Genomic DNA, 23909 nt, shown 5'->3' on the forward strand with positions numbered 1-23909 from the left:
GAAAGGGCCCTTGGCAGGAACTGCAACGCAATGAATACATTGCAATAAGTTCGCTCCAGCGCCCCTCGTATACCCAAGGATGGTAACAGAGAACAGGGCAGGAAAACACACCCCCGGCGAGGCTAGGGGGTGATGATCTGTTTGACCACTTCGGCGATGATGGCCGGACGCTGCGCCGGCACGTCCGGCTCGCTGCTGTCGTCCTCGTCCAGCTCTTCGCGACGATGGGCCTTCTGCTGTTCGTTGTCGAGCCAGAGCAGGCTCTGGTAGTACTGGCGCACGTTGTTGACATAGTTGCGCGCCTCGCCGCCACGGGCATAGCCATAGCGTACCTTGCGATGCCAGCGTGACTGCTGCAATAGGGGCAGCACCTCTTTCACGTCGCTCCAGGCGTCCGGGTTCTTGCCCAGCTCTTTGGTCAGGCGGCGGGCATCCATCATGTGGCCGTAGCCGATGTTGTAGGCGGTGAGGGCAAACCACACTTTCTCGTCCGCCGGGACCGAGTCGGGCACCTTCGCCATCATCTCCTGCAGGTAGCGGGCGCCCCCCTTGATGCTCTCTTCCGGGTGGGTGCGATCGTTTACCCCCATCGCCTTGGCGGTCGGACCGGTGAGCATCATCATGCCGCGCACCCCGGTGTAGGAACGTGCCTGGGGATCCCAGTGGGATTCCTGATAGCTGATGGCGGCCAGCAGCCGCCAGTCGATATCCTTGGCGTGGGTCTGGAACAGCGCCTGGTACTTGGGCAGCAGGCTCTTGGCCCGTTGCAGGAAGGTACGGGTGTCGACGAAGTCGAAGTTCTGCACGTGGCCGAAGTACTTCTCGTCGAGCTTGGCGATGGCGCCATCCATGAAGCGCTGACCGAAGAAGTCGATGATGCTGGCGTAGAGGCTGTCGTCGGGCAGCTTGGTCATGGCCCAGGCCACGGTCTGCTTGCTGGCGAGGGTCAAGCCTTCGGTGAGTTCGGGGTAGTAGCGCTGGGTACGGGCCAGTATGGTGTCCTGCACCACGGTGTAGTCCACCTTGCCGTCGGCCACCTGCTTGAGCAGCTCCTCCACGTCCGCATCCCGATTGGTGCTCCACTTCAGGTTGGGGTACTGCTTGGCCAGCTCCTTCATCAGGTCCTCGCCGGTGGAGCCCGCCGGCACCACTATGCTGCCCTTGATGTCACCGAGGTTCTTGGGCCTGGGGGAGCCGTTGCGATAGACCAGCTTGGGGGAGACCTGGTAGAAGCCAGGACCGAAGCGGAACAGCTTGCGCCGCTCCGGGGTCACGACGATGGCGGCGGCGGCGAGATCCAGCTTGCCCTTTTGCAGTTGCTCGACCAGCTCGGCGGTGCTGTAGGCCGGTACTATGGTCAGCTTGACCCCCAGCCAGTCGGCGTAAAGCTGCGCCAGCTCGTAGTCGAACCCCAGTGCGGTGTCGTCACGCTGGTAATAGGAAGTGGGGCCATAGAGGGTGCCAACCCGGATCTCGCCTCGCTGGCGGATCTGCTCCAGTTGGCTGGAGGGGTGGTAGAAGTCGCAACCGGCCAGGGCCAGCGTCAACATCATCCCGATGAACAGTCGAAAAATGCAGCGCAAGTAGGTGAGTACCCTTGTTGAAAAAAACGGCATTTGTCAAAAAAGAGGCACCTTTATACCAGAGAGTATGAAGGGAGTCACACCGCGCGAGATGAGAAAAACGTTTGTTCAGGATGGGCCTGATCCCTATAATACGCGCGTCTCAAATCCCCCCACACTCTAAAACTTGGTGAGAAAGGTATATGGAAATCTTGCGTGGTGCCCCAGCACTGTCTGAGTTTCGTGTCCACAAGCTGCTGCAGAGCTGCGCACAGAGAGGAGTAGAGATAGCAAGCGTCTATGCGGAATACGTGCATTTTGCCGAGCTGACGAGCCCGCTGTCGCCCCCCGAGCGAGCGACCTTGGGCCAGCTTCTGCGCTACGGCCCGACCATCCCGGAACACACCCCCAGCGGTCAGCTGTTCCTCGTTACCCCCCGCCCCGGCACTATTTCCCCCTGGTCTTCCAAAGCAACCGACATCGCCCACAACTGCGGCCTGAAACAGGTCAAGCGGCTGGAGCGCGGCATTGCCTATTACGTGCAGGCCAAGGGTGAGCTGAGCGTGGCCCAGCGTAGCGAGATCGCGGCCCTGCTGCACGATCGCATGATGGAAGTGGTCTTTGCCGAGATGAACGAGGCTGCCGCCCTGTTTGCTCACCACGAGCCGCGCCCCTTTACCCAGGTAGATGTGCTGGGTGGTGGTCGCGCCGCCCTGGAAGAGGCCAACGTGACCCTGGGTCTGGCCCTGGCAGATGACGAAATAGATTACCTGGTGACCAACTTCACCCGGCTGGGTCGCAATCCCAACGACATCGAGCTCTACATGTTTGCCCAGGCGAACTCCGAGCATTGCCGCCACAAGATCTTCAACGCCGACTGGACCATCGATGGCGAACAGCAGCCCAAGTCGCTGTTCAAGATGATCAAGAACACCTTCGAGCAGACGCCGGATCATGTCCTGTCTGCCTACAAAGACAACGCCGCGGTGATGGAAGGCAGCCAGGGTGGCCGCTTCTTCCCGAGCCCCGCCAACGGTGAGTACCAGTATCACCAGGAGCGCGTCGACATCCTGATGAAGGTGGAGACCCACAACCACCCGACCGCCATCTCTCCCTTCCCGGGTGCCGCCACCGGCTCCGGCGGCGAAATCCGCGACGAGGGTGCGACAGGCCGTGGCGCCAAACCCAAGGCGGGCCTGGTGGGCTTCTCCGTCTCCAACCTGCGCATCCCCGGTTTCGAGCAGCCCTGGGAGCAGGACTTCGGCAAGCCGAGCCGCATCGTCAGCGCCTTTGACATCATGCAGGAAGGGCCCCTTGGTGGCGCCGCCTTCAACAACGAATTCGGTCGCCCAGCCATCCTGGGTTACTTCCGTACCTTCGAAGAGCAGGTGCCGAGCCACAACGGCGTCGAGGTGCGCGGCTACCACAAGCCCATCATGCTGGCGGGTGGCATCGGCAACATCCGCAGCGAGCACGTCCAGAAAGGGGAGATCCCGGTGGGGGCGGCCCTCATCGTGCTGGGTGGTCCGGCCATGAACATCGGCCTGGGTGGCGGCGCAGCCTCCTCCATGGCGTCCGGCCAGTCTGCCGAAGATCTCGACTTCGCCTCCGTGCAGCGTGACAACCCCGAGATGGAGCGTCGCTGCCAGGAAGTGATCGACCGCTGCTGGCAACTGGGGGACGACAACCCGATTGTCTTCATCCACGACGTGGGCGCCGGTGGTCTCTCCAACGCCATGCCGGAGCTGGTGAGCGACGGGGAGCGCGGTGGTCGCTTCGACTTGCGTGCCATTCCGAACGACGAGCCGGGCATGAGCCCGCTGGAAGTCTGGTGCAACGAATCCCAGGAGCGTTATGTGCTGGCCGTGGCCCAGGACAAGCTGCCTCTGTTCAAGGCCCTGTGCGAGCGCGAACGCGCCCCCTATGCCGTCATCGGCACCGCCACCGAAGAGAAGCATCTCACTCTCTCTGATGATCACTTTGACAACCAGCCCATCGATCTGCCGCTGGACGTGCTGCTTGGCAAGGCGCCCAAGATGCACCGCGACGTGCAGAGCCTGGCCGCCCAGGGCAAGGCGCTGCAACTGGACGGCATCACCCTCAGCGACGCCGCCGAGCGCGTGCTGCGCTTGCCGACCGTGGCGGAGAAGTCCTTCCTCATCACCATCGGCGATCGCACCGTAACGGGCCTCGTCAACCGCGACCAGATGGTCGGCCCCTGGCAGATCCCGGTGGCTGACTGCGCCGTCACCGCCGCGACCTACGATAGCTACCACGGTGAAGCCATGTCCATGGGCGAGCGCACCCCGGTGGCGCTGCTCTCTCATGCCGCCTCCGCTCGCATGGCGGTGGCCGAGGCCCTGACCAACCTGGCTCCGGCCAATATCGGCTCCCTCAAGCGGGTCAAGCTCTCCGCCAACTGGATGTCCGCAGCTGGCCATCCGGGGGAAGATGCGGGCCTCTACGAGGCGGTGAAGGCGGTGGGCGAGGAGCTCTGCCCGGCCCTTGGCATCACCATCCCGGTGGGCAAGGACTCCATGTCCATGAAGACCCGCTGGCAGCAGGACGGGGAAGAGCGCAGCGTCACCTCGCCGCTCTCCCTGCTCATCTCCGCCTTTGCCCGGGTCGAGGACGTGCGCAATACCGTGACCCCGCAACTGCGCACCGATCTCGGTGAGACCGACCTTATCCTCATCGACCTTGGCAACGGCAAGCAGCGCCTCGGCGCCTCGGCCCTGGCCCAGGTCTATCGCCAGCTTGGGCAAAGCGCCCCGGATCTGGACAACCCGGTTCAGCTCAAGGGCTTCTTCAACGCCATCCAGGCGCTGGTGGCGGATCGCAAGCTGATTGCCTACCACGACCGCTCCGACGGCGGCCTCTTCGTCACCCTGACCGAGATGGCGTTTGCCGGTCACTGCGGCCTCGACATCCAGCTCGATCGCGTGGGTGGCGACCTGCTGCCGGCCCTGTTCAACGAGGAGCTGGGTGCCGTCATCCAGGTTCGTCGCGAAGACAAGGAAGCGGTGCTGACCCTGCTGGCCGGTCACGGTCTGGCAGCTTGCTCCCATGTGCTGGGCACGGTGCGCGAAGACGACCTCATTCTGTTCCAGCGTGCCGGCAGCGAAGTGTATCGCGCCAGCCGCACCGCCCTTCGCACCATCTGGGGCGAGACCAGCTGGCAGATGCAGCGCCTGCGCGACAACCCGGAATGCGCCGATCAGGAGCATGCCGCCCGCCAGGACGCCACCGATCCGGGTCTGCAGGCCAGGCTCACCTACAACCCGTCCGACGACGTGGCCGCGCCCTATATCGCTCGCGGGGTTTCTCCCCGTCTGGCGGTGCTGCGCGAGCAGGGGGTCAACTCCCACGTGGAGATGGCGGCCGCCTTTGACCGCGCCGGCTTCACCGCTGTCGACGTGCACATGAGCGACATCCTCGAGGGGCGCATCAAGCTTGAGGAGTTCCAGACCCTGGTGGCCTGTGGCGGCTTCTCCTACGGCGACGTGCTGGGGGCGGGCGAAGGCTGGGCCAAGTCCATCCTGTTCAACGACAACGCCCGTGAGCAGTTCCAGCGCTTCTTCGAGCGCGGCGATACCCTCTCCCTGGGGGTGTGCAACGGTTGCCAGATGATGTCCAACCTGCGCGACCTCATCCCGGGGGCGGATCTCTGGCCGCGCTTCGTGCGCAACCGCTCCGAGCGCTTCGAGGCGCGCTTCAGCCTGGTGGAAGTGCAGGACTCCCCGTCCGCCTTCTTCGCCGGGATGGCGGGCTCCGTGATGCCGATTGCCGTCTCCCACGGGGAAGGGCGCGTGGAAGTGCGCGATGCCGCTCACCTGGCTGCGCTGCAACAGAGCGGTCTGGTGGGGCTGCGTTTCGTGGACAACCGCGGCAACGTCACCGTGCAATACCCGGCCAACCCCAACGGCTCCCCTGACGGTATCACCGCGGTGACCAGTGCGGACGGCCGCGCCACCATCATGATGCCGCACCCGGAGCGGGTGTTCCGCACCGTGGCCAACTCCTGGCACCCGGACAACTGGGGAGAGGATGGCGCCTGGATGCGCATGTTCCGCAATGCTCGGGTTCGCCTGGGTTAAGCGCCAGCAAGAAACCAAAAACCGGCCCCAGTGGCCGGTTTTTTTATGGGCATGTGTCTGAGAATGGGGAGGGCAGGAGGAGGCGAGCACGATGGGGGCAAGGCCATCTTCAGCTCGCTGCTCCGCCAGCTGCTTGCTGGAGGATATGGCATGGATTGAGAGGACCGATCTGGTATCGCCTGCCAGACGGGCAAGCCGGACCGGGCCTTGGCGGACATAAAAAACCGGCCACGGAGGCCGGTTTCGCTGTGTGAACTGTGAACCTGAGGCTAGCGCAGCACCACGTGCTGGAAGCCCTGTACCAGACTGATGACGGGCTGGGGGTAGATGCCGAGCAATACCACCAGAATGGCGGAGAGCAGCACCACCAGGCCCCCGGAGGAGAAGGCCCAGTCGGCCCTGGCATCGCGCAGTTGCATGCCGGGTTCACGCAGGTAGAGGGTGACCATGACCCGCAGGTAGTAGTAGAGCCCCAGGGCACTGCCGAGCACGATGGCGCCACTGAGCCACCACAGCTTGGCATCGACGGTGACGCCGATGAGGTAGAACTTGCCGATGAAGCCCAGCGTCATGGGGATACCCGCGAGGGAGAGCATCATCACCGTCATCACCGCCGTCAGATAGGGGCGCTTCCAGAACAGACCGCGATAGCTGTGCAGGGAGTCCGCATCCTTGCCGCGATAGGGGCTGGACATCATGCTGATGACGCCGAAGGCCCCCAGGCTGGTGAACAGGTACATCAGCAGGTAGACACCCGCCGCTTCCACCGGCATCTCGCCGAGGCGGCTTGCCACCACCACCGCCAGCAGATAGCCGAAGTGGGAGATGGAGGAGTAACCCATCATCCGCTTGATGTTGGTCTGGATCAGCGCCAGGAGGTTGCCGACCACGATGGAGATGACTGCCATGGCCGCCAGCAGCCAGTGGATCATGGGATCCGAGGTGGCGGGTACTGCCAGGTAGAAGCGCAGCAGCACGCAGAACACCGCTATCTTGCTCACGGTGGCGAGGAAGGTGGCCACCGGTGCCGGCGCCCCTTCATAGACGTCCGGGGTCCAGAGGTGGAAGGGGGCGAGGGACAGCTTGAACGCAAAGCCGACCAGCATCAGGCCAAAGCCCCCCATCAGCAGCGGATGGTGAGCCGGGCTCTGGGCCAGGGTCACACCGAGATCGTTGAAGCTCAGGCTCCCGGCCTGGGCGTAGAGCAGCGCCATGCCGAACAGCAGGAAGGCGGTGGCACTGGCGGAGAGCACCATGTACTTGATGCTGGCTTCCAGCGAGTGCCGCTCGCGATAGGCATACCCCACCAGACCGAACATGGGCAGGGTCAGCATCTCGATCCCGATGAAGAGCGAGGCGAGGTGACGGGAGGCCGCCAGCACCAGACCACCTGCGGTGGCGATGAGCAGCAGCAGGTAGAACTCTTCCCGGTTGTCCGGATAGCCCTTGAGCCAGGTGCGACCGAAGGTGCAGGTGGCCAGGGCCCCGATGAGCACCAGCCCCATGTAGAAGACCGCGTAAGCGTCTACTTGCAGCAGGGGAGTGACCCCTTGATCCCCCTGGGCCATCACGATGGGCAGGGAGAAGAGCGCGAGGTTGAGGCCGATGATGGTGACCACGAAGGCGGTGTCGTCACAGCGCTTCCAGGCGATGGCCAGCATCAGGGCCACCATGGCCCCCGTGGTCAGCAACAGGGGCAGCAGGGCCAGCAGTTGAGAAACAGTAAACGTCATGACAGTGCTCCCGACATGGACAAGGAAGGCGAAAGAGAAAGCATCATTGCAGCGCCCCCGTGCCCGGCAGCGCGTACCAGTGCAGCACGCTCAGGAGGCTGCTGCTGGCGGTGTCGAGCACCGGCTGGGGATAAAGACCGAGCAGCACCAAGAGGCCGGCGATGGTCAGCATCATGGTCAGTTCCCGGGTATCCAGCCCCTTTAGCATGCTCTCCTCCCGGGGCGTCCCGAAGCAGGCCCGCTGCAGCATGATGAGGGAGTAGACCGAGGCCAGCACCAGCCCGAAGGTGGCGATGACGGTGATGACGGGGGCCACCTGGAAGCTGCCGATGAGGATCAGGAACTCGCCGACGAAGTTGCCGGTCCCCGGCATCCCGAGGGATGCAACGGAGAAGAACAGCATCACGCCGGGCAGGTAGCGCAGCCGTCCCCAGAGACCGCCCATCTGGCGCAGATCCCGGGTGTGCAGGCGCTCGTAGAGCTGGCCGCACAGGATGAAGAGGCCGGCGGCCGAGAGCCCGTGGGCAATCATCTGTACCACTGCCCCTTGCAGGGCGAGCTCGCTGCCGGAGTAAATGGCGATCATCACGAAGCCCATGTGGGAGATGCTGGTGTAGGCAACCAGCCGCTTGATATCGGTCTGGGCAAAGGCCAGCAGGGCGCCGTAGACGATGCCGATGAGGCCGAGCACCATGGCGTAGGGGGCAAACTCGGCGGACGCCTCGGGGAAAAGCGGCAGAGTGAAGCGCAGCAGGCCGTAGGCCGCGGTTTTCAGCAAGATGCCCGCCAAGTCCACGGAGCCTGCGGTGGGCGCCTGGCTGTGGGCATCAGGGAGCCAGCCATGGAGCGGCACCAGGGGCATCTTGACCGCGAAGGCGATGAAGAAGCCCAGCATCAGCAGCCACTGTACCGTGCTGCTCATGGGGGTGTTGAGCAGTTCCTGATAGTTGAAGGTGAAGACACCGGTGGCGGCGTGGTGGGTCAGTACCAGGCCCAGGATGGCCACCAGCATGATGAGGCCGCTCGCCTGGGTGTAGATGAAGAACTTGGTGGCGGCGTTGATGCGCGACTTGCCATCGGTGACCGAGTGGCCCCAGAGCGCGATCAGGAAGTACATCGGCACCAGCATCATCTCCCAGAAGAAGAAGAAGAGGAACAGATCCACCGCCATGAAGACGCCGAGCACGCCCCCCAGGATCCACAGCAGGTTGAGGTGGAAGAAGCCGATGCGCTGGACGATCTCCTTCCAGGAACAGAGGATGGCCAGCACGCCGATGAAGCTGGTGAGGATCACCATCAGGAGCGACAGCCCGTCCACGGCGAGGTGCAGGGAGATGCCGAAGCGGGGGATCCAGGGTTGTTGCCACTCGGCTGCCCAGACGGGGAGGCCGGGGTTGGCGAGGGTGAAGTCACCACCGAGCCAGATGGCGCTGGAGAGCACCAGACAGGCGCTCATGGAGGCGAGGGCCACCCAGCGGACAAACTGTCCGCCGAGCCGCTCCATCTGCCAGCAGAGCAAGCCGCCGATGAAGGGAATTAGCAAGATCCAGAGTAAGGTCACGATATCAGCTCTCATCTAGGTTCTAGTCGGGCAGGCGCTGAGCCTGCCACACAATATTGGGCTCATGGATCAGCCGAGCAGCAGCAGGGCCAGGATCAGGGCGGCGCCCATCCCCATGGAGGCTGCGTACCAGCGCAATTTGCCGGAGACGGTCCAGGCCAGCAGCTGATGCCCCCCTTGGGCCAGCACGGCGGGCAGGTTCATCATCCTGTCCAGCGGATCCTTGCCGAGCAGGCGAGTCGCCAGCAGGTAGGGCTTGACCCAAATCAGGTCATAAAGCCAGTCAAAGCCCCAGGCATTGAACCAGAGGGTGCTGAGCGCGCGGCCGGCGGCACTTTCGGCGATCCCTTTCGCCAGGCGACGTTCGCCGAGGAAGAGGAAGGCGGCCAGCGCAATGCCTGCCACGGCGATGACGCCGGAGAGGATCTCGAGGCTGTGGCGTCCCTCTTCGATGTGATCCCCGGGGCCGGCCGGCAGCACTCCTGCCAGCGGAGGCACGATGAGGGCGCCGACTCCGGTGGAGAGCACCAGCAGCACCAGCAGTGGCAGATGGTGGGCCAGACCGTGACCTTTGTGCGCCTCGGTCTGCGCCTTGCCGTGGAAGGCGATGAAGATGAGGCGGAAGGTGTAGAGGGAGGTGAGGAAAGCCCCCCCCAGACCGGCCCACAGCAGGGCGCTCTGGCCACTGGCCTGCACCTGCCAGAGGATGGCGTCCTTACTGTAGAAACCGGCGGTCACCAGTGGCAGCGCGGCGAGCGCCGAGCCCCCCACCAGGAAGCAGGCGTAGACCAGCGGCAGCGATTTGCGCAGGCCCCCCATCTTGAAGATGTTCTGCTCGTGGTGGGTCGCGATTATGACGGCCCCGGCGGAGAGGAACAGCAGCGCCTTGAAGAAGGCGTGGGTCATCAGGTGGAAGATGGCCCCTTCCCAGGCACCAACGCCGAGGGCCAGGAACATGTAGCCAATCTGGCTCATGGTGGAGTAGGCCAGGATCCGCTTGATGTCGGTCTGCACCAGGGCGGCAAAACCGGCCAGCACTAGCGTGATGGCACCGACCAGCGCCACCAGATGGAGGATCTCCGGGGCCAGCAGGAAGAGGCCGTGGGTGCGGGCGATGAGGTAGACACCGGCGGTCACCATGGTGGCGGCGTGGATCAGTGCCGAGACCGGGGTCGGGCCCGCCATGGCGTCCGCCAGCCAGGTCTGCAGGGGCAGCTGGGCGGATTTGCCGACCGCGCCGCCGAGCAGCATGAGGCAGGCGAACGACAGGGCAGGGGAGCCGTCGGCAAACATCGCAGGGGCTCGCACCAGCAGCTCGTGAATGTTGAGGGTGCCGAGCTCGCGGTAGAGCACGAAGAGCCCGATGGCGAGGAAGACGTCGCCGACCCGGGTCACCACGAACGCCTTGAGGGCGGCGGCGCCGTTGTTGCGATCCTTGTAGTAGAAGCCGATCAGCAGGTAGCTGCACAGCCCCACCCCTTCCCAGCCCAGGTAGACGAACAGCAGGTCATCGGCCAGCACCAGGAACAGCATGCTGGCGATGAAGAGGTTGGTGTAGGTGAAGAAGCGCGAATACCCCTCTTCCCCGCGCATGTACCAGGAGGCGAACAGGTGGATGAAGAAGCCCACCCCGGTCACGACCCCCAGCATGGTCAGCGACAGCCCGTCCAGGGAGAGACGGAAGGCGGGCTGGAACTCGCCCACCGTCATCCACTGCCACAGGGTCTGGGTATAGACGCCGCCTTCCGGCATGGTATTGAGAAAATCGATGCCGACCCACAGGGTAGTGAGGGCCGAGAGACCGATGCTGCCGACACCGATGAGCGCCGAGGTGCGCTCGCCGAGGCGGCCGAGGGAGAAGGCCAGCAGCAGCCATCCCAGCAGCGGGAACAGGAAAGTCAGATATAGGAGGCTCATCCGCGCATCTCGCTCACAGTGTCCACGTTCAGGGTGTGGTAACGACGATAGAGCAGCAGTAACAGGGCGAGGCCGATACTGGCCTCCGCTGCCGCCAGAGAAATCACCAGTATGTACATGATCTGGCCGTCGGCCTGGGCCCAGCGGCTACCCGCCACCACGAATGCCAGGGCGGACGCGTTCATCATGATTTCGATACTCATGAGGATAAACAACAGGTTGCGGCGTATCAGCAGGCCGCACAGGCCGATGGCAAACAAAATGGCCGCCAGCAGGAGGCCGTGCTCCATGGGAATTCCACTCATCGCCATGCTCCTTGTGCTTGCTGGATGGAAAGGGGGCGGGCTGCCGGCAGCGAGCCATGCATCACCACGGGGATGTCGCTCATTGCTGACCTCCTTCCTGTGTGGTGCGAGGTACGGAGAGCACTTCCCCGCTCTTGTCCTCGCGGCCCAGGTGATAGGCGGTGACCAGACCTGCCAGCAGCAAGATGGAGGCGAGCTCCACCGCCAGCACATAGGGGCCGAACAGGGCGATACCGACTTCCTTGGCGCTGACCTCGGTCAGACCCAGTTCACCGCCGGTCACGCCGAGAATGCCGTGGGCCAGAAAGCCCAGCAAAATGAGGGAGAGCAGGGCCGGGCCACCCCAGGTCATGGGGGTGAGCCACTTCTTCTCCTGATCCTGGGCGCTCCCCAGGTTCAGCATCATCACCACGAACACGAACAGCACCATGATGGCGCCGGCGTAGACGATCACCTGCAGGGCCCCCGCAAAGGCGGCGCCCAGGCAGAAGAAGATCATGGCCACGGCGATGAGGGAGATGATGAGATTGAGCAGCGCATGCATGGGGTTGCTGGTGCTGATCACCCGCAGCGTGCTGTAAACGGCGACCAGGGCCGCGACATAGAATGCCAGTTCCATGATTGACTCCTAGGGCAGCAGGCTCTTGACATCGATGGGCTTGGCTTCGTTCTCGGCATCCCCTTTGGGTTTGCCGTCGATGGCCATCCCGCTCATGCGGTAGAAGTTGTAGTCCGGGTATTTGCCGGGGCCGCTTATCAGCAGATCTTCCTTCTCGTACACCAGATCCTGGCGACGATACTCCCCCATCTCGAAATCCGGCGTCAGCTGGATGGCGGTGGTGGGGCAGGCCTCCTCGCACAGGCCGCAGAAGATGCAACGGGAGAAGTTGATGCGAAAGAACTCCGGGTACCAGCGGCCATCTTCCCGCTCCGACTTCTGCAAGGAGATGCAACCGACCGGGCAGGCAACAGCACACAGGTTGCACGCCACGCAGCGTTCGTCGCCGTCAGGATCCCGGGTCAGTACGATGCGACCGCGAAAGCGGGGGGCGGCGTAGACCGGCTGCTCCGGGTAGCTCAGGGTTTCACGGGGGCGCCAGGCATGGGAGAAGACCATCCCAAGACTGCGCAACTGGGTGCCAACACCCTTGATAATGCTCGTAATTTTCATAGGTGCCTCACTGCACATTTATCAGCACTGGCGCCTGGGCGTTTCCTTGCCGCAGACGGCCGAATCATCGTCATGTCCATCTCGTTTTGCTCACGCATTCATCAGCACCACGGCAGCGGTGACCAGCATGTTGAGCAGGGTCAGGGGCAGGCACACTTTCCAGCCAAAGGACATCACCTGGTCGAAGCGCGGGCGGGGCAGGGAGGCCCGCAGCAGGATGAAGAACACCATGAAACAGGCTGTCTTCAGGGCGAACCAGATGAAGGGCGGCAGCCAGGGGCCGTGCCAGCCACCGAAGAAGAGGGTCACGATGAGTGAAGAGATCAGCACGATGCCGATGTACTCCCCCACGAAGAAGAGACCCCACTTCATGCCCGCGTACTCGATGTGATAGCCGTCGGCGAGCTCCTGCTCGGCCTCCGGCTGGTCAAACGGGTGGCGGTGGGTGACGGCGACCCCGGCAAACAGGAAGGTGACGAAGCCCAGGATCTGGGGGATCACGTTCCACATGCCGGCCTGGGCCTCGACGATGTCACGCAGGTTGAAGCTGCCGGTCTGGATGACGATGCCCATGAGCGAGAGGCCAAGGAACACCTCGTAGGAGAGGGTCTGGGCCGAGGCGCGCAGGCTGCCGAGCAGGGAGTACTTGTTGTTGCTCGACCAGCCGGCGAACAGCACGGCATAGACCGCCAGCCCGGCGATCGCCAGGATATAGAGCAGCCCCACGTTGAGATCCGCCACGCCCCAGGTGGGGGTGATGGGCACCACCGCAAACGCCAGGATGAAGGCGGTGAAGGCGATGATGGGGGCCAGCACGAAGATCCGGCGATCCGCAAAGGGCGGGATCCAGTCCTCCTTGAAGAACATCTTGACCATGTCGGCGGCCAGTTGCAGCAGACCGAAGGGGCCAACCCGGTTGGGGCCGTAACGGTCCTGCCACAGTGCTAGCAGGCGGCGCTCGATGAAGCTCATGAAGGCGCCGGCCCCCACGATCCCCACGAGCACGACCAAGGCCTTGCCGACCTCGATCAGCAGATCCATCAGAGAGTCGCTCATGCGATGACCTCCTGCAGGTTATCGATCAGGGCGTGGTGCAGGGCGGTCGGCAGGCCGTTCACCCCGAGTGGCAACCCTGCCAGGCCCGGAGCCAGCGCATCGCTCAGGCGCAGACGCAGGCGCCAGTGGTTGCCACCCCAGGAGAAGGCCACCAGTGCGTCAGGGGACAGTGCCAGGCGCGCGGCATCCGCCGGGTTCAGTACCAGGGTGGGTTCCCCCATGCGAGCCTGGATGACCGGGCTTCTGGCGGAGAGCTCCTCGCCACCGAACAGCTGGTCATAGCTCACCACCTGCAGGGATGCGGCGGGCTGGAAGGGGGCCGGGATGGTGCCAAACCAGCCCAGGTTGCCTTCGCCCGGCTCCAGCAGGCGGCGACCGGGATCCCCGGCACGCAGGTTGCCGCCCACCTCGTCCTGGAACTTGTTCCAGGCGGAGGGGGAGTTCCAGCCCGGCGCCCAGGCAAACGGTACCTGGGAGAGGGGCTGGCGGGAACCAGCGTAGCCTTCCATGGAGAAGGCGAACGGCGAATCGGGATCCTGGGCGACTCTGGGCTCGCTCACGTTCTGGTTTGCCAGCATGGAGGTTCGACCACTGTAGCGGTGCGGCTCCCGGGCGAGCTTCATGCCGCGAATGCGCAGGCCGGCGTTGGGTGCAGCTTCACCCATGGTGGTGAGCAGCGGGGCGCTGGCGGCGCAATCGCGACTCACATCGTCGAAGGTGTTCCAGCGAACCGAACGCGGTTGCTGGCTCCCTTGCAGGGCATCCAGCCAGCGCCAGCTCTCGCGCACCTGGATATCGGCGTTGTAGAAGGCGGGAGCATAGACCTGGAAGAAGCGCTGGGCGCGGCCTTCCATGTTGACCAGGGTGCCATCGCCTTCGGCAAAACTGGCGGCAGGCAGCACCAGACCCGCCTTCTTCGCGGTGGCCGTCTCCTGATGGTCGATGACCAGCAGGTGTTGCAGGCGATCCAGGGCGGTGTCCACCCGGCTGCGGGGGGCTCGGCGGTAGAGGTCGTTCTCAAGAACGACCAGGGCAAGTCTCTCTTCCCCTTCCATGCGCTCGAGGGCTGCCTCCAGCGGGGCGGCATGCCGGGCCAGCATGGCCAGCCCCAGGCTGTTGGCTTCCTGAGCCACGAGGGCAAGCTCCGCGGCCTGGCCACGGCCCTTGAGGGCGCGGGCGATGTTGCTGGCCGCTTCGATCAGCGCCTCGTTGCGGGCTCCATTGCCTGCGATGATGAGGGGCTTTTTGGCGTTGCCAAGCAGGTCGGCCCATTGGGCGGCGAGGGCCTGCTGTTCGGGGGAGAGATCCGTTGGCGCCGGTGCACTGGCGTCCAGCAGGTGGGCGATGGCAAACCCGAGGCGCGCCTGATCCGCGTGGGGGGCGTGCAGGGTGCTGCTCGCCACGTCATCCAGGCGGGTGGCATCCAGACTGGTGATGAGCAAGGGGTAGCGCTGGTTCTGGGCCAGGGTCTGCACGGCTGCGACCTGCCAGAGATCCACCTTCAGCTTGCGGGCAATTTCGCGCCCCTTACCTTTCACCGCCTGGCGCAGGGCCAGGGCGATGCGGGCGGCGGTTTGGGTGACATCTTCCCCGAGCACCAGCACGGCGTCGGCTTCTTCCATGTCGCGCAGGCTGGGAGTACGCACGCCGCCGTGCTCCAGAATGTCCAGCATCTTCTGCAGGCATTCCCATTCGCTCTGCTCGACCCCGGAGTAGAAGTTGGCGGCCCCCACCAGTTCGCGCAGGGCGAAGTTGCTCTCCAAGGAGGCGCGGGGTGAGCCGATGCCGATGATGCCGCTGGCGGTGCGCAGCGCATCCGCCGCCCGGTTCAGGGCACCATCCACCGTGATGGCCAGCTTGTCACTGCCATCCTGCAGCAGGGGCTGGCGCGGGCGGTCGGTCAGATTGACGTGACCGTAGCCGAAGCGGCCGCGATCGCAGAGGAAATAGTGGTTCAGGGCGCCGTGGAAACGGTTCTCGATGCGGCGCAGTTCGCCGTAGCGCTCACCCGGGCTGATGTTGCAGCCGACCGAGCACCCCTGGCAGATGCTGGGGGCGAACTGCATGTCCCACTTGCGGTTGTAACGCTCGGAGTGGGTCTTGTCGGTGAAGACGCCGGTGGGACAGACCTCCACCAGGTTGCCGGAGAATTCGCTCTCCAGAGTGCCATCCTCGACCCGACCGAAGTAGACGTTGTCATGGGCGCCATAGACCCCGAGATCCTCGCCACCTGCGTAATCCTTGTAATAGCGCACGCAGCGGTAGCAGGCGATGCAGCGGTTCATCTCGTGGTTGATGAAGGGGCCCAGATCCTGATTCTGGTGGGTGCGCTTGGTGAAACGGTAGCGGCGGCTGTTGTGGCCCGTCATCACCGTCATGTCCTGCAGGTGGCAGGCGCCACCCTCTTCACACACCGGGCAGTCGTGGGGATGGTTGGTCATCTGCCATTCCACCACCGTCTTGCGAAACTCCTTCGCCTCTTCATCCTCGATGGAGATATAGGTGCCATCGGTGGAAGGGGTCATGCAGGACATGACCAGGCGGCCGCGCTTGTCGTCGGCATTCTGATACTGTTTGACCGCGCACTGGCGGCAGGCACCGACGCTACCGAGCGCCGGGTGCCAGCAAAAATAGGGGACGTCCAGACCCAGCGACAGACAGGCTTGCAGCAGGTTGTCTGCCCCGTCTACCTCGTACTCTTTACCGTCTACATGAATGGTTGCCATACAACTTCCCTGAAACCTGTTTTATGAAATCGGCTATTGCCCGATGCGTCCTGGCGCTTACCAGCGCTCGCCCAGCAGGTTGGGCTGGATACCCTTGAACAGCTTGTGATTGTCATGGGGGGCCTTGACCCCGGCCTCGAATTCGGACCGGAAATACTTCATCGCACTGCCAAGGGGCTCGACGGCGCCGGGGGCATGGGCACAGAAGGTCTTGCCCGGGCCCAGGAAACTGACGAGCTGTTCCAGGGTCGCGAGATCCTCGGGTTGGCCCTCGCCCCGCTCCAGCGCCCGCAGGATCTTGACGCTCCAGGGCAGGCCGTCGCGGCAGGGGGTGCACCAGCCGCAGGATTCGCGGGCAAAGAACTCCTCCATGTTGCGCAGCAGGGAGACCATGTTGATGCTGTCATCCACCGCCATGGCAAGGCCCGTACCCATGCGGGTGCCCACCTTGCCGATGCCGCCAGCGTACATCTGGGCATCCAGGTGCTCGGGCAGCAGGAAGCCGGTGCCGGCGCCGCCCGGTTGCCAGGTTTTCAGGCGATAGCCGGGCTTCATGCCGCCGGCGTAGTTTTCGAACAGCTCGCGGGCGGTGATGCCAAAGGGCAGCTCCCACAGGCCGGGATTGTTGACCTTGCCGGAAAAGCCCATCAGCTTGGTGCCGTGATCTTCCGAACCCGGCAGTGCCAGCCCCTGATACCAGGCCACACCGTTGCCAATGATGGCGGGCACGTTGCACAGGGTTTCGACGTTGTTGACGCAGGTCGGCTTGCCCCAGACGCCGGAGACGGCGGGGAAGGGGGGTTTGGCCCGCGGGTTGGCGCGCCGTCCTTCCAGGGAGTTGATGAGGGCCGTCTCTTCGCCGCAGATGTAGCGACCTGCGCCGGTGTGGACGAACAGCTCGAAGTCAAAGCCCGAGCCCAGGATGTTCTTGCCAAGGAGCCCCGCGGCCTTGGCCTCTTCCACGGCGCGGCGCAGGTGGATGGCGGCATCCACGTACTCGCCGCGCAGGAAGATGTAGCCGCGATAGGCTTTGAGAGCCCGGGCACTGATGATCATCCCCTCGATCAGCAGGTGGGGCAGCTGCTCCATCAGCATGCGGTCTTTGTAGGTATTGGGTTCCATCTCGTCGGCGTTGCAGAGCAGGTAACGGATGTTCATGCTCTCGTCTTTGGGCATCAGGCCCCACTTCACGCCGGTGGAGAAACCGGCGCCGCCGCGTCCCTTGAGGCCGGCATCTTTGACGGTGCTGACGATGTCATCTGGGCTCATCTGGCCCAGCGCCTTGCGGGCGGCCTCATAGCCCTGTTTTGCCTGATACTCCTCGAGCCAGACCGGCTGGCCGTCGTCCCGCAGGCGCCAGGTGAGAGGGTGGGTCTCGGCGGTGCGGGGGATGCGGTTGGCGGTGCCGAGGGAGGCAAGCGTCTTGCCTGGCTGAATGCTCATGGGTAAGCCTCCAGGGTTTTCAGCAGGCTGACGGCATCGAGTCCGCCATAGGTATCGTCATCGATCATGATGGCCGGCCCCTTGTCGCAGTTGCCGAGGCAGCAGACGGGCAACAGGGTGAAGCGGCCATCCGGGGAGGTCTGACCGGGGGCCAGATTGACGACCTCTTTCAGACCGGCAAGCAACTGCTCGTGGCCGTTGATGTAGCAGACCATGCTGTCGCAGACGCGGATGATGTGACGACCCACCGGCTGGCGGAAGATCTGGCTGTAGAAGGTGGCGACCCCTTCCACGTCGCTGGCGGGGATGCCGAGCTCGGCGCCGATGGCGTGAATGGCGCCGTCAGGCACCCAGCCACGGGCCTGTTGCACTATCTTGAGCGCTTCGATGCTGGCTGCACGGGGATCTTCGTAGTGGTGTTTCTCGTGTTCGATGGCATCGCGCTCAGCCTGGCTCAGGACGAAATCTCCCTGCTGGCTGCTGCATGCCCCTTGCCCTTGTGGGGTCTGGTTATTGTGACACTGACATTGGCTCATGACTTGACCTTTTGTGGCTTGTCCCTTTACTGCGCGTCTTGCCCTTCGCCCCGGCTGCCGGGGCGAGAGGACTCAACGATCCACATCTGACATAACGAAATCGATACTGCCCAGGTAGACGATAAGATCCGACACCATCTGGCCGCGGATCACCGAGGGGATCTGCTGCAGGTGAGCAAAGCTCGGGGTGCGGATCCGGGTCCGGTAGCTCATGGTGGAGCCGTCGCTGGTCAGGTAATAGCTGTTGACCCCCTTGGTCGCCTCTATCATCTGGAAGGACTCGGCGGCCGGCATGACAGGCCCCCAGGAGACTTGCAGGAAGTGGGTGATCAGGGTTTCGATGTCCTGCAGGGTGCGCTCTTTGGGCGGTGGCGTGGTGAGCGGGTGATCCGCCTTGAAGGGGCCCTCAGGCATGTTTTTCATGCACTGCTCGATAATGGACAGGCTCTGGCGGATCTCCTCGATGCGCACGGTGGCGCGGTCGTAGGCGTCCCCGTTGCTGCCCACCGGCACCTCGAACTCGAACTGATCGTAACCGGAATAGGGGCGCCATTTGCGCACGTCAAAGTTGAGCCCCGTGGCCCGCAGACCGCCCCCCGTGGTGCCCCAGGCCAGGGCCTGGGCCGTGTTGTAGGCGGCGACGCCGATGGTGCGGCCCCGCAGTATGCTGTTGCGCATGGCCGCCTTTTCATACTCCATCAACCGCTTGGGCAGCCAGCTCAACAGGTTGTCCTGGATGAGGCGGGTCCAGCCGGCAGGCAGATCGTGGGCCACGCCGCCGATGCGGAACCAGGCCGGGTGCATGCGGGCTCCGGTGATGGCCTCGATGATGGTGTAGATCTTCTGGCGGTCCGTGAAGGTGAAGAAGACCGGGGTCATGGCCCCCACGTCCTGAATGTAGGTGCCAAGGAACAGCAGATGGCTCTGGATGCGGAACAGCTCCGCCATCATCACCCGGATCATGTCGACCCGCGCCGGCACCTTGATGCCGGCCAGCTTCTCGACCGCCAGCACATAGGGCAGGTTGTTCATCACGCCGCCCAGGTATTCGACCCGGTCGGTGTAGGGGATGTAGCTGTGCCAGGACTGGCGCTCGCCCATCTTCTCGGCGCCGCGGTGGTGATAGCCGATGTCGGGCACGCAGTCGCGGATCTCTTCCCCGTCGAGTTGCAGCACCAGGCGGAAGGCGCCGTGGGCGGAGGGGTGGTTCGGCCCGAGGTTCAGGAACATGTAGTCCTCGTTCTCGTTGCCGCGGGCCATGCCCCACTCTTCCGGCTTGAACAGCAGGTTGTCCTGCTCCTGATCCTGCTTGACCGCATCGAGCATGAAGGGATCAAACTCGGTGGCGCGCGCCGGGTAGTCCTTGCGCAGGGGGTGCCCTTGCCAGCTCTTGGGCATCATGATGCGGGTCAGATGGGGGTGGCCATCGAAGGTGATCCCCATCAGATCCCACACTTCCCGCTCGTACCAGTTGGCGTTGGGGAAGTGGCGGCTGACGGTGGGCAGATGGAGATCGCTCTCCTTGAGCGCCACCTTCAGCATCACGTCGGCGTTACGGTCGATGGAGATGAGGTGATAGAAGACGGTAAAGTCGCTCTCCGGCAGGCCGTGGCGATGGCTGCGCATCCGTTCGTCGGTGGCACTGAGATCGAACAGCATCACGAAGGGGGAGGGCAGCTTTTGCAAGAAGCCCATCACGTCCAGCAGCAGATCCCGGGAGAGCCAGATGACCGGCACGCCGGTACGGGTGCTCTGCACGGTGAAGCGCTCGGCACCGAAGTGGGCGAACAGCTCGCCGACCACCTGGGCATCGGCGTGATCGGCGGTTTGCCACTGGGCCATGGTGTAATTGCTTGGGAATTCTCGAGTCAGTTTCATGATCAGATCTCATCCGGCGTGCGCAGGTTGGTCACGTTGATCCGCTCGCCGCGCTTGCGTTCCTTCTCGGATTGCATCTGGGGACGGTAGATCCCCTGATCCCCCACCACCCAGGAGAGGGGACGGCGTTCCTTGCCGATGGACTCCTGCAGCAGCATCAGGGCTTGCAGGAAGGCCTCGGGGCGGGGCGGGCAGCCCGGAATGTAGACATCGACCGGCAGGAACTTGTCCACCCCCTGTACCACGGAGTAGATGTCATACATGCCGCCGGAGTTGGCGCAGGCCCCCATGGAGATGACCCACTTGGGCTCGAGCAACTGCTCATAGAGCCGCTGGATGACAGGGGCCATCTTGATGAAGGGGGTGCCGGCAATCACCATGAAGTCGGCCTGACGGGGGGAGGCTCGTATGACCTCAGCGCCGAAGCGAGCCACGTCGTGGGGAGAAGTGAAGGCGGTACACATCTCCACGTAGCAGCAGGAGATGCCGAAGTTGTAGGGCCAGAGGGAGTTCTTGCGGCCCCAGTTGACGGTGTCTTGCAGCACCTCTTCGAGGCGCCCGATCATGATGCCGCGGGTCGCTTGCTGCGCCAGTGGATCATCGACGGTCTGGCGCTGTTCCTGGGGGTAGCGCTCAACGGGCGCATCCGGGTCAATCCGGGTCAGGGTGTACTTCATGGTGCAACCTCAAAGAGATAATCGGTAGTTCAGTCTGGTTTCTTGTCAGTCAGGACACGCTTTTTCGGGGCCCAGTCGAGGGCACCAATGCGCCACAGGTAGAGGAGGCCTACCAGCAGCAGGGTGATGAAGATGGTGGCTTCGATGAAGCCGACCCAGCCGCTCTCGCGAACGGAGACGGACCAGGCAAAGAGATAGAGGGCTTCGACATCGAAGATGACGAAGAACATGGCGACCAGGTAGAACTTGGCGGAGAAGCGCAGGCGGGCGTTGCCGACGGAATCCACCCCGGATTCGAAGGGTTTGTTCTTGGCACGGCCATAGGCGCGTCCCCCCAGCAAGGCCGCCAGGCCTATCATGGTCAAGCAGATACAGATGGCGCCAATGACATAGACAGCAAAAGCCCAGTGCTGGACGGCAATATCAGCAAACATATAGGTTTTTCCCTAACCAAATTAATCATGTGACTTAACAATGATGTTACGTAGTATGCCACTTTCGTACTGATTTACATGTCATTTCAAAGGATTAATTATTAATCAACGGGATGAAAATTGTGTTTTGCTAGCGGGGTCAACTTTCTCGTTTGAGAATTGTTTTCAATCGTTTTTATGTAGCAGAAAAAAACCGGATAGTTTGAAAATCCGGGGGATGGCAGGAAACAAAAGACCCCGCATGGCGGGGTCTGTTTCAGGGTTGGAGAACGGGGAGGCTCTGCTCTGCCGCCTTGCCCTGGGAGAGCACGATCTCCACCCGGCGGTTGGCCTGGCGGTGAGCCGGGGTATCGTTTGGATAACGGGGTTGGGTATCAGCCACCCCCTGGGCGATCAGCCGTCGTGAATCCAGCTTGGGGTTGGTCAGCAGGGTGTGGGTGATGGTGGCCGCCCGCAGCACCGACAGCTCCCAGTTGTTGCGATAGAGCTCCACCGGCGCCTGGGAGTTGTCGGTGTGACCGGTGACCACCACCATGCCGGGGATGTCCGCCAGCACGTCCGAGACCTTGTTGACCAGCGGAATGAACTGGGGCTGCAAGAAGGCGGAGTCGGCCGGGAACAAGGTCTTTTCGCCGATGCGGATGACCAGTTGGCTGCCAAGCTGCTCCACCTCGATCTCTTTGGACTCGATTTGGCTCTTGAGCTGCTGATCCAGCTTCTGCTTGGTGACTGTGACCCAATCCTGCTCCTTGGTCTTGTGGGGCCAGGACTCCGTGGCCGTAGGTTTCTCCGAGGAGCCGATGGTCTCGTTGAAAGGGTCGGCCGCCGCTGCGGGCGTCTGGGTATCCAGCACCTGCTCTTTCTGGGAGGTATTGGGGGTGGTCTTGGACTCGGGTTCCAGTATGCCTGTGCCCCCCTGCATCACGGGGGAGCCGGCGGGAAGGGAGACCAGCCCTATCTTGCCAAGAGATTCGATAAAGCCCTGAATGAGCACGCGAGTCTCCGACTGCTTGGCCATGGCGAAGGAGTAGAGCACCACGAACAGGGCGAACAGCAGTGTCATGAAGTCGGCGTAGGAGACCAGCCAGCGTTCGTGGTTCTCCGGTGCCTCAGCCTTTTTCTTTTTCGCCACCGTGGCCTCCGAGGTAAGGCTCAAGGGTCACTTGCAGCCGTTGCTGTGACTCGCCGTCCACGATGCAGAGGATGCCGGTGAGGGTCATCTCCTTGTAGTGGCGGATCTGGTGGGCAAACGCCTTGTAGCGGTTGCCGAAGGGCAGGAAGATGAGGTTGGCGGCCGACACCCCGTAGATGGTGGCGATAAATGCCACCGCGATGGCGCCCCCCAGCTTGTCGGGGGCATCCAGCAGGCCCATGGCGTGAATGAGGCCAAATACGGCCCCGACGATCCCCATGGTCGGGCAGTAGCCCCCCATGGCCTCGTAGAATTTGACGGTCTGTTCGATATCTTCCTGCTCGAACTCGATCTCGTTTTCCAGTACCTCGTGGATCTTGGTCTTCTCGTAGCCATCGACCATCATCTGTACCCCTTTTTGCAGGAAGGGATCCTTGATGTCGTCGATCATGCCCTCCAGTGCCAGCATGCCACTGCGCCGTGCATTGCCCGCCAGGGTTTCAAGCAGTTGGGCCTGCTCCAGCATGTCGAGGCGCAGGGGAGTGATGAGCCACTTGAAGCGCTTGAGGGTTTTACCAACCACGGAGAAGGGAAACTGGGTCAGTGCGGCACCGACGGTACCGCCGATCACGATGAGAAAGGCGGGAAGATCGAGCAGGGCGCTGGGGTGCCCCCCTTCTATCATGTTGCCACCCAGAATGGCTGCCAGGGCCAGCAGCAAGCCAATAAGACTCATTTGTCCATATCCCTATGCGATGTGTGAGGCTAGTGTAGCCATTTAACTATCAGTTTTTCAAAACGATATCCAATCGGTGAGCAATATCCGAGAGGTTGCGCAGACCCGGTAGTGTCCGGTGGCATCGGCCTGTGCCGCCTGGTCAGCAGAGCAGGTTGACGGCGCTGGTATGGCAGGACGAGGCAGTTATCCAGGTGATATCACAATATACTGTGCTATCCGTGAGAGTATGTTGGTTATTTATATCGTCATTTTCTCTTTGCTTGGCGTGATAAGCTGTCAACGAGAAAGGGCTGGCTGCCCTCGGGACATATACCCTGTCGACAGAGAGCAGAGAGCAGAGAGCAGAGAGGCGGAAGGGATAGGATTGGCTGGGCGGCACTCGGCCAGGTATCGCGGCAAACCGTTTTTTCTGGCCCCCGCCGATGACGGGTTTCTCCTGCCAGGGGGTTGGCAGACGCCTTGAAGCAAAAAACCGACCTTAAGGTCGGTTCTTCAAGCTGTACGCTGGATCGGGATTGACTCGCACCATCCCTGGCGCTCGCCCTGCGGGCGGCCTCTGGCCGTCCAGTCGGGCTATCCTGCCCGCCTGTCGACAGGGTTTGAACCGAGCCGCCCATCATCGGATGAAGTAAAAGGCCCCGTCTTGCGACGGGGCCTTTTACTTTATTTGGCGGTGAGGGAGGGATGATTCACCACTGCATGGCTCACCCCTTCGGGGCGGCCTGCGGTCGTTCATCGCAGCAAGCTGCTCTGCTCGAACCCGACGAGGCTTCTCACCTTCTCTCCATCGGCATCGGATGTTGCCATGTCACCAGATGCAAAAAACCGACCCTGAGGTCGGTTTTTACAATTTGGCGGTGAGGGAGGGATTCGAACCCTCGATACGTTGCCGTATACACACTTTCCAGGCGTGCTCCTTCAGCCACTCGGACACCTCACCAA

General features: G+C 63.0%; 17 protein-coding genes, 1 tRNA gene and 1 other RNA gene. 1 reads left to right on the forward strand and 18 read right to left on the reverse strand.

Features of this window, described 5'->3' with window-relative positions:
• Positions 1 to 122: 122 nt before the first annotated feature.
• Positions 123 to 1616: a membrane-bound lytic murein transglycosylase MltF gene (mltF, locus tag AB5Y89_RS12115; RefSeq protein WP_042880710.1), complete on the reverse strand. Its 1494-nt coding sequence runs from the start codon at positions 1614 to 1616 to the stop codon at positions 123 to 125.
• A 149-nt stretch (positions 1617 to 1765) separates the two neighbouring features.
• Between mltF and purL the strand changes: the two genes are divergently transcribed.
• Complete coding sequence (gene purL, locus AB5Y89_RS12120) at positions 1766 to 5659, forward strand: phosphoribosylformylglycinamidine synthase (protein ID WP_336582935.1); 3894 nt, start codon at positions 1766 to 1768, stop codon at positions 5657 to 5659.
• Between the two features lie 269 nt (positions 5660 to 5928).
• Here the strand turns inward: purL and nuoN are convergent, their stop codons facing one another.
• The 17 genes from nuoN to AB5Y89_RS12205 all read right to left on the reverse strand — a co-directional run bounded on the left by nuoN (position 5929) and on the right by AB5Y89_RS12205 (position 23907).
• Positions 5929 to 7392, reverse strand: coding sequence for an NADH-quinone oxidoreductase subunit NuoN (gene nuoN, locus AB5Y89_RS12125; protein WP_160838647.1), 1464 nt, complete (start codon positions 7390 to 7392; stop codon positions 5929 to 5931).
• A gap of 43 nt (positions 7393 to 7435) precedes the next feature.
• Entirely contained in the window at positions 7436 to 8953 is a 1518-nt protein-coding gene (gene nuoM / locus AB5Y89_RS12130; protein WP_010675038.1) for an NADH-quinone oxidoreductase subunit M, read from the reverse strand.
• A gap of 69 nt (positions 8954 to 9022) precedes the next feature.
• Positions 9023 to 10870: an NADH-quinone oxidoreductase subunit L gene (gene nuoL / locus AB5Y89_RS12135; protein ID WP_319872656.1), complete on the reverse strand. Its 1848-nt coding sequence runs from the start codon at positions 10868 to 10870 to the stop codon at positions 9023 to 9025.
• Entirely contained in the window at positions 10867 to 11175 is a 309-nt protein-coding gene (gene nuoK / locus AB5Y89_RS12140) for an NADH-quinone oxidoreductase subunit NuoK (RefSeq protein WP_010675036.1), read from the reverse strand. The genes nuoL and nuoK overlap by 4 nt, the downstream gene beginning before the upstream one ends.
• Before the next feature lie 79 nt (positions 11176 to 11254).
• Positions 11255 to 11794: an NADH-quinone oxidoreductase subunit J gene (gene nuoJ, locus AB5Y89_RS12145; protein ID WP_069651388.1), complete on the reverse strand. Its 540-nt coding sequence runs from the start codon at positions 11792 to 11794 to the stop codon at positions 11255 to 11257.
• A 9-nt stretch (positions 11795 to 11803) separates the two neighbouring features.
• On the reverse strand, positions 11804 to 12346 hold the full coding sequence (gene nuoI / locus AB5Y89_RS12150; protein WP_010675034.1) for an NADH-quinone oxidoreductase subunit NuoI: 543 nt from the start codon (positions 12344 to 12346) through the stop codon (positions 11804 to 11806).
• A gap of 90 nt (positions 12347 to 12436) precedes the next feature.
• On the reverse strand, positions 12437 to 13402 hold the full coding sequence (gene nuoH / locus AB5Y89_RS12155; protein ID WP_010675033.1) for an NADH-quinone oxidoreductase subunit NuoH: 966 nt from the start codon (positions 13400 to 13402) through the stop codon (positions 12437 to 12439).
• Complete coding sequence (gene nuoG / locus AB5Y89_RS12160) at positions 13399 to 16128, reverse strand: NADH-quinone oxidoreductase subunit NuoG (RefSeq protein WP_368223861.1); 2730 nt, start codon at positions 16126 to 16128, stop codon at positions 13399 to 13401. The genes nuoH and nuoG overlap by 4 nt, the downstream gene beginning before the upstream one ends.
• Positions 16129 to 16185: 57 nt before the next feature.
• Positions 16186 to 17571 (reverse strand): NADH-quinone oxidoreductase subunit NuoF, encoded by a 1386-nt coding sequence (gene nuoF, locus AB5Y89_RS12165; RefSeq protein WP_042016644.1) that lies wholly within the window; start codon positions 17569 to 17571, stop codon positions 16186 to 16188.
• Entirely contained in the window at positions 17568 to 18107 is a 540-nt protein-coding gene (nuoE, locus tag AB5Y89_RS12170; protein WP_010675030.1) for an NADH-quinone oxidoreductase subunit NuoE, read from the reverse strand. Before nuoE ends, nuoF begins: the two co-directional genes overlap by 4 nt.
• A gap of 72 nt (positions 18108 to 18179) precedes the next feature.
• On the reverse strand, positions 18180 to 19949 hold the full coding sequence (gene nuoC, locus AB5Y89_RS12175; protein WP_197713285.1) for an NADH-quinone oxidoreductase subunit C/D: 1770 nt from the start codon (positions 19947 to 19949) through the stop codon (positions 18180 to 18182).
• 38 nt (positions 19950 to 19987) lie between these two features.
• Entirely contained in the window at positions 19988 to 20662 is a 675-nt protein-coding gene (locus AB5Y89_RS12180; RefSeq protein WP_010675028.1) for an NADH-quinone oxidoreductase subunit B family protein, read from the reverse strand.
• Between the two features lie 29 nt (positions 20663 to 20691).
• On the reverse strand, positions 20692 to 21096 hold the full coding sequence (locus AB5Y89_RS12185; protein ID WP_039038710.1) for an NADH-quinone oxidoreductase subunit A: 405 nt from the start codon (positions 21094 to 21096) through the stop codon (positions 20692 to 20694).
• A 256-nt stretch (positions 21097 to 21352) separates the two neighbouring features.
• Entirely contained in the window at positions 21353 to 22228 is an 876-nt protein-coding gene (locus tag AB5Y89_RS12190; RefSeq protein ID WP_010675026.1) for a flagellar motor protein MotB, read from the reverse strand.
• Positions 22206 to 22964: a flagellar motor protein gene (locus tag AB5Y89_RS12195; protein WP_052816159.1), complete on the reverse strand. Its 759-nt coding sequence runs from the start codon at positions 22962 to 22964 to the stop codon at positions 22206 to 22208. Before AB5Y89_RS12195 ends, AB5Y89_RS12190 begins: the two co-directional genes overlap by 23 nt.
• A gap of 671 nt (positions 22965 to 23635) precedes the next feature.
• Positions 23636 to 23764: non-coding RNA, RtT sRNA (locus tag AB5Y89_RS12200), on the reverse strand.
• 55 nt (positions 23765 to 23819) lie between these two features.
• Positions 23820 to 23907 (reverse strand) — tRNA-Ser (locus AB5Y89_RS12205).
• Positions 23908 to 23909: the final 2 nt, after the last annotated feature.

The sequence above is a fragment of the Aeromonas sp. s4 genome (genome assembly GCF_040907855.1).
Classification (GTDB): domain Bacteria; phylum Pseudomonadota; class Gammaproteobacteria; order Enterobacterales; family Aeromonadaceae; genus Aeromonas; species Aeromonas caviae.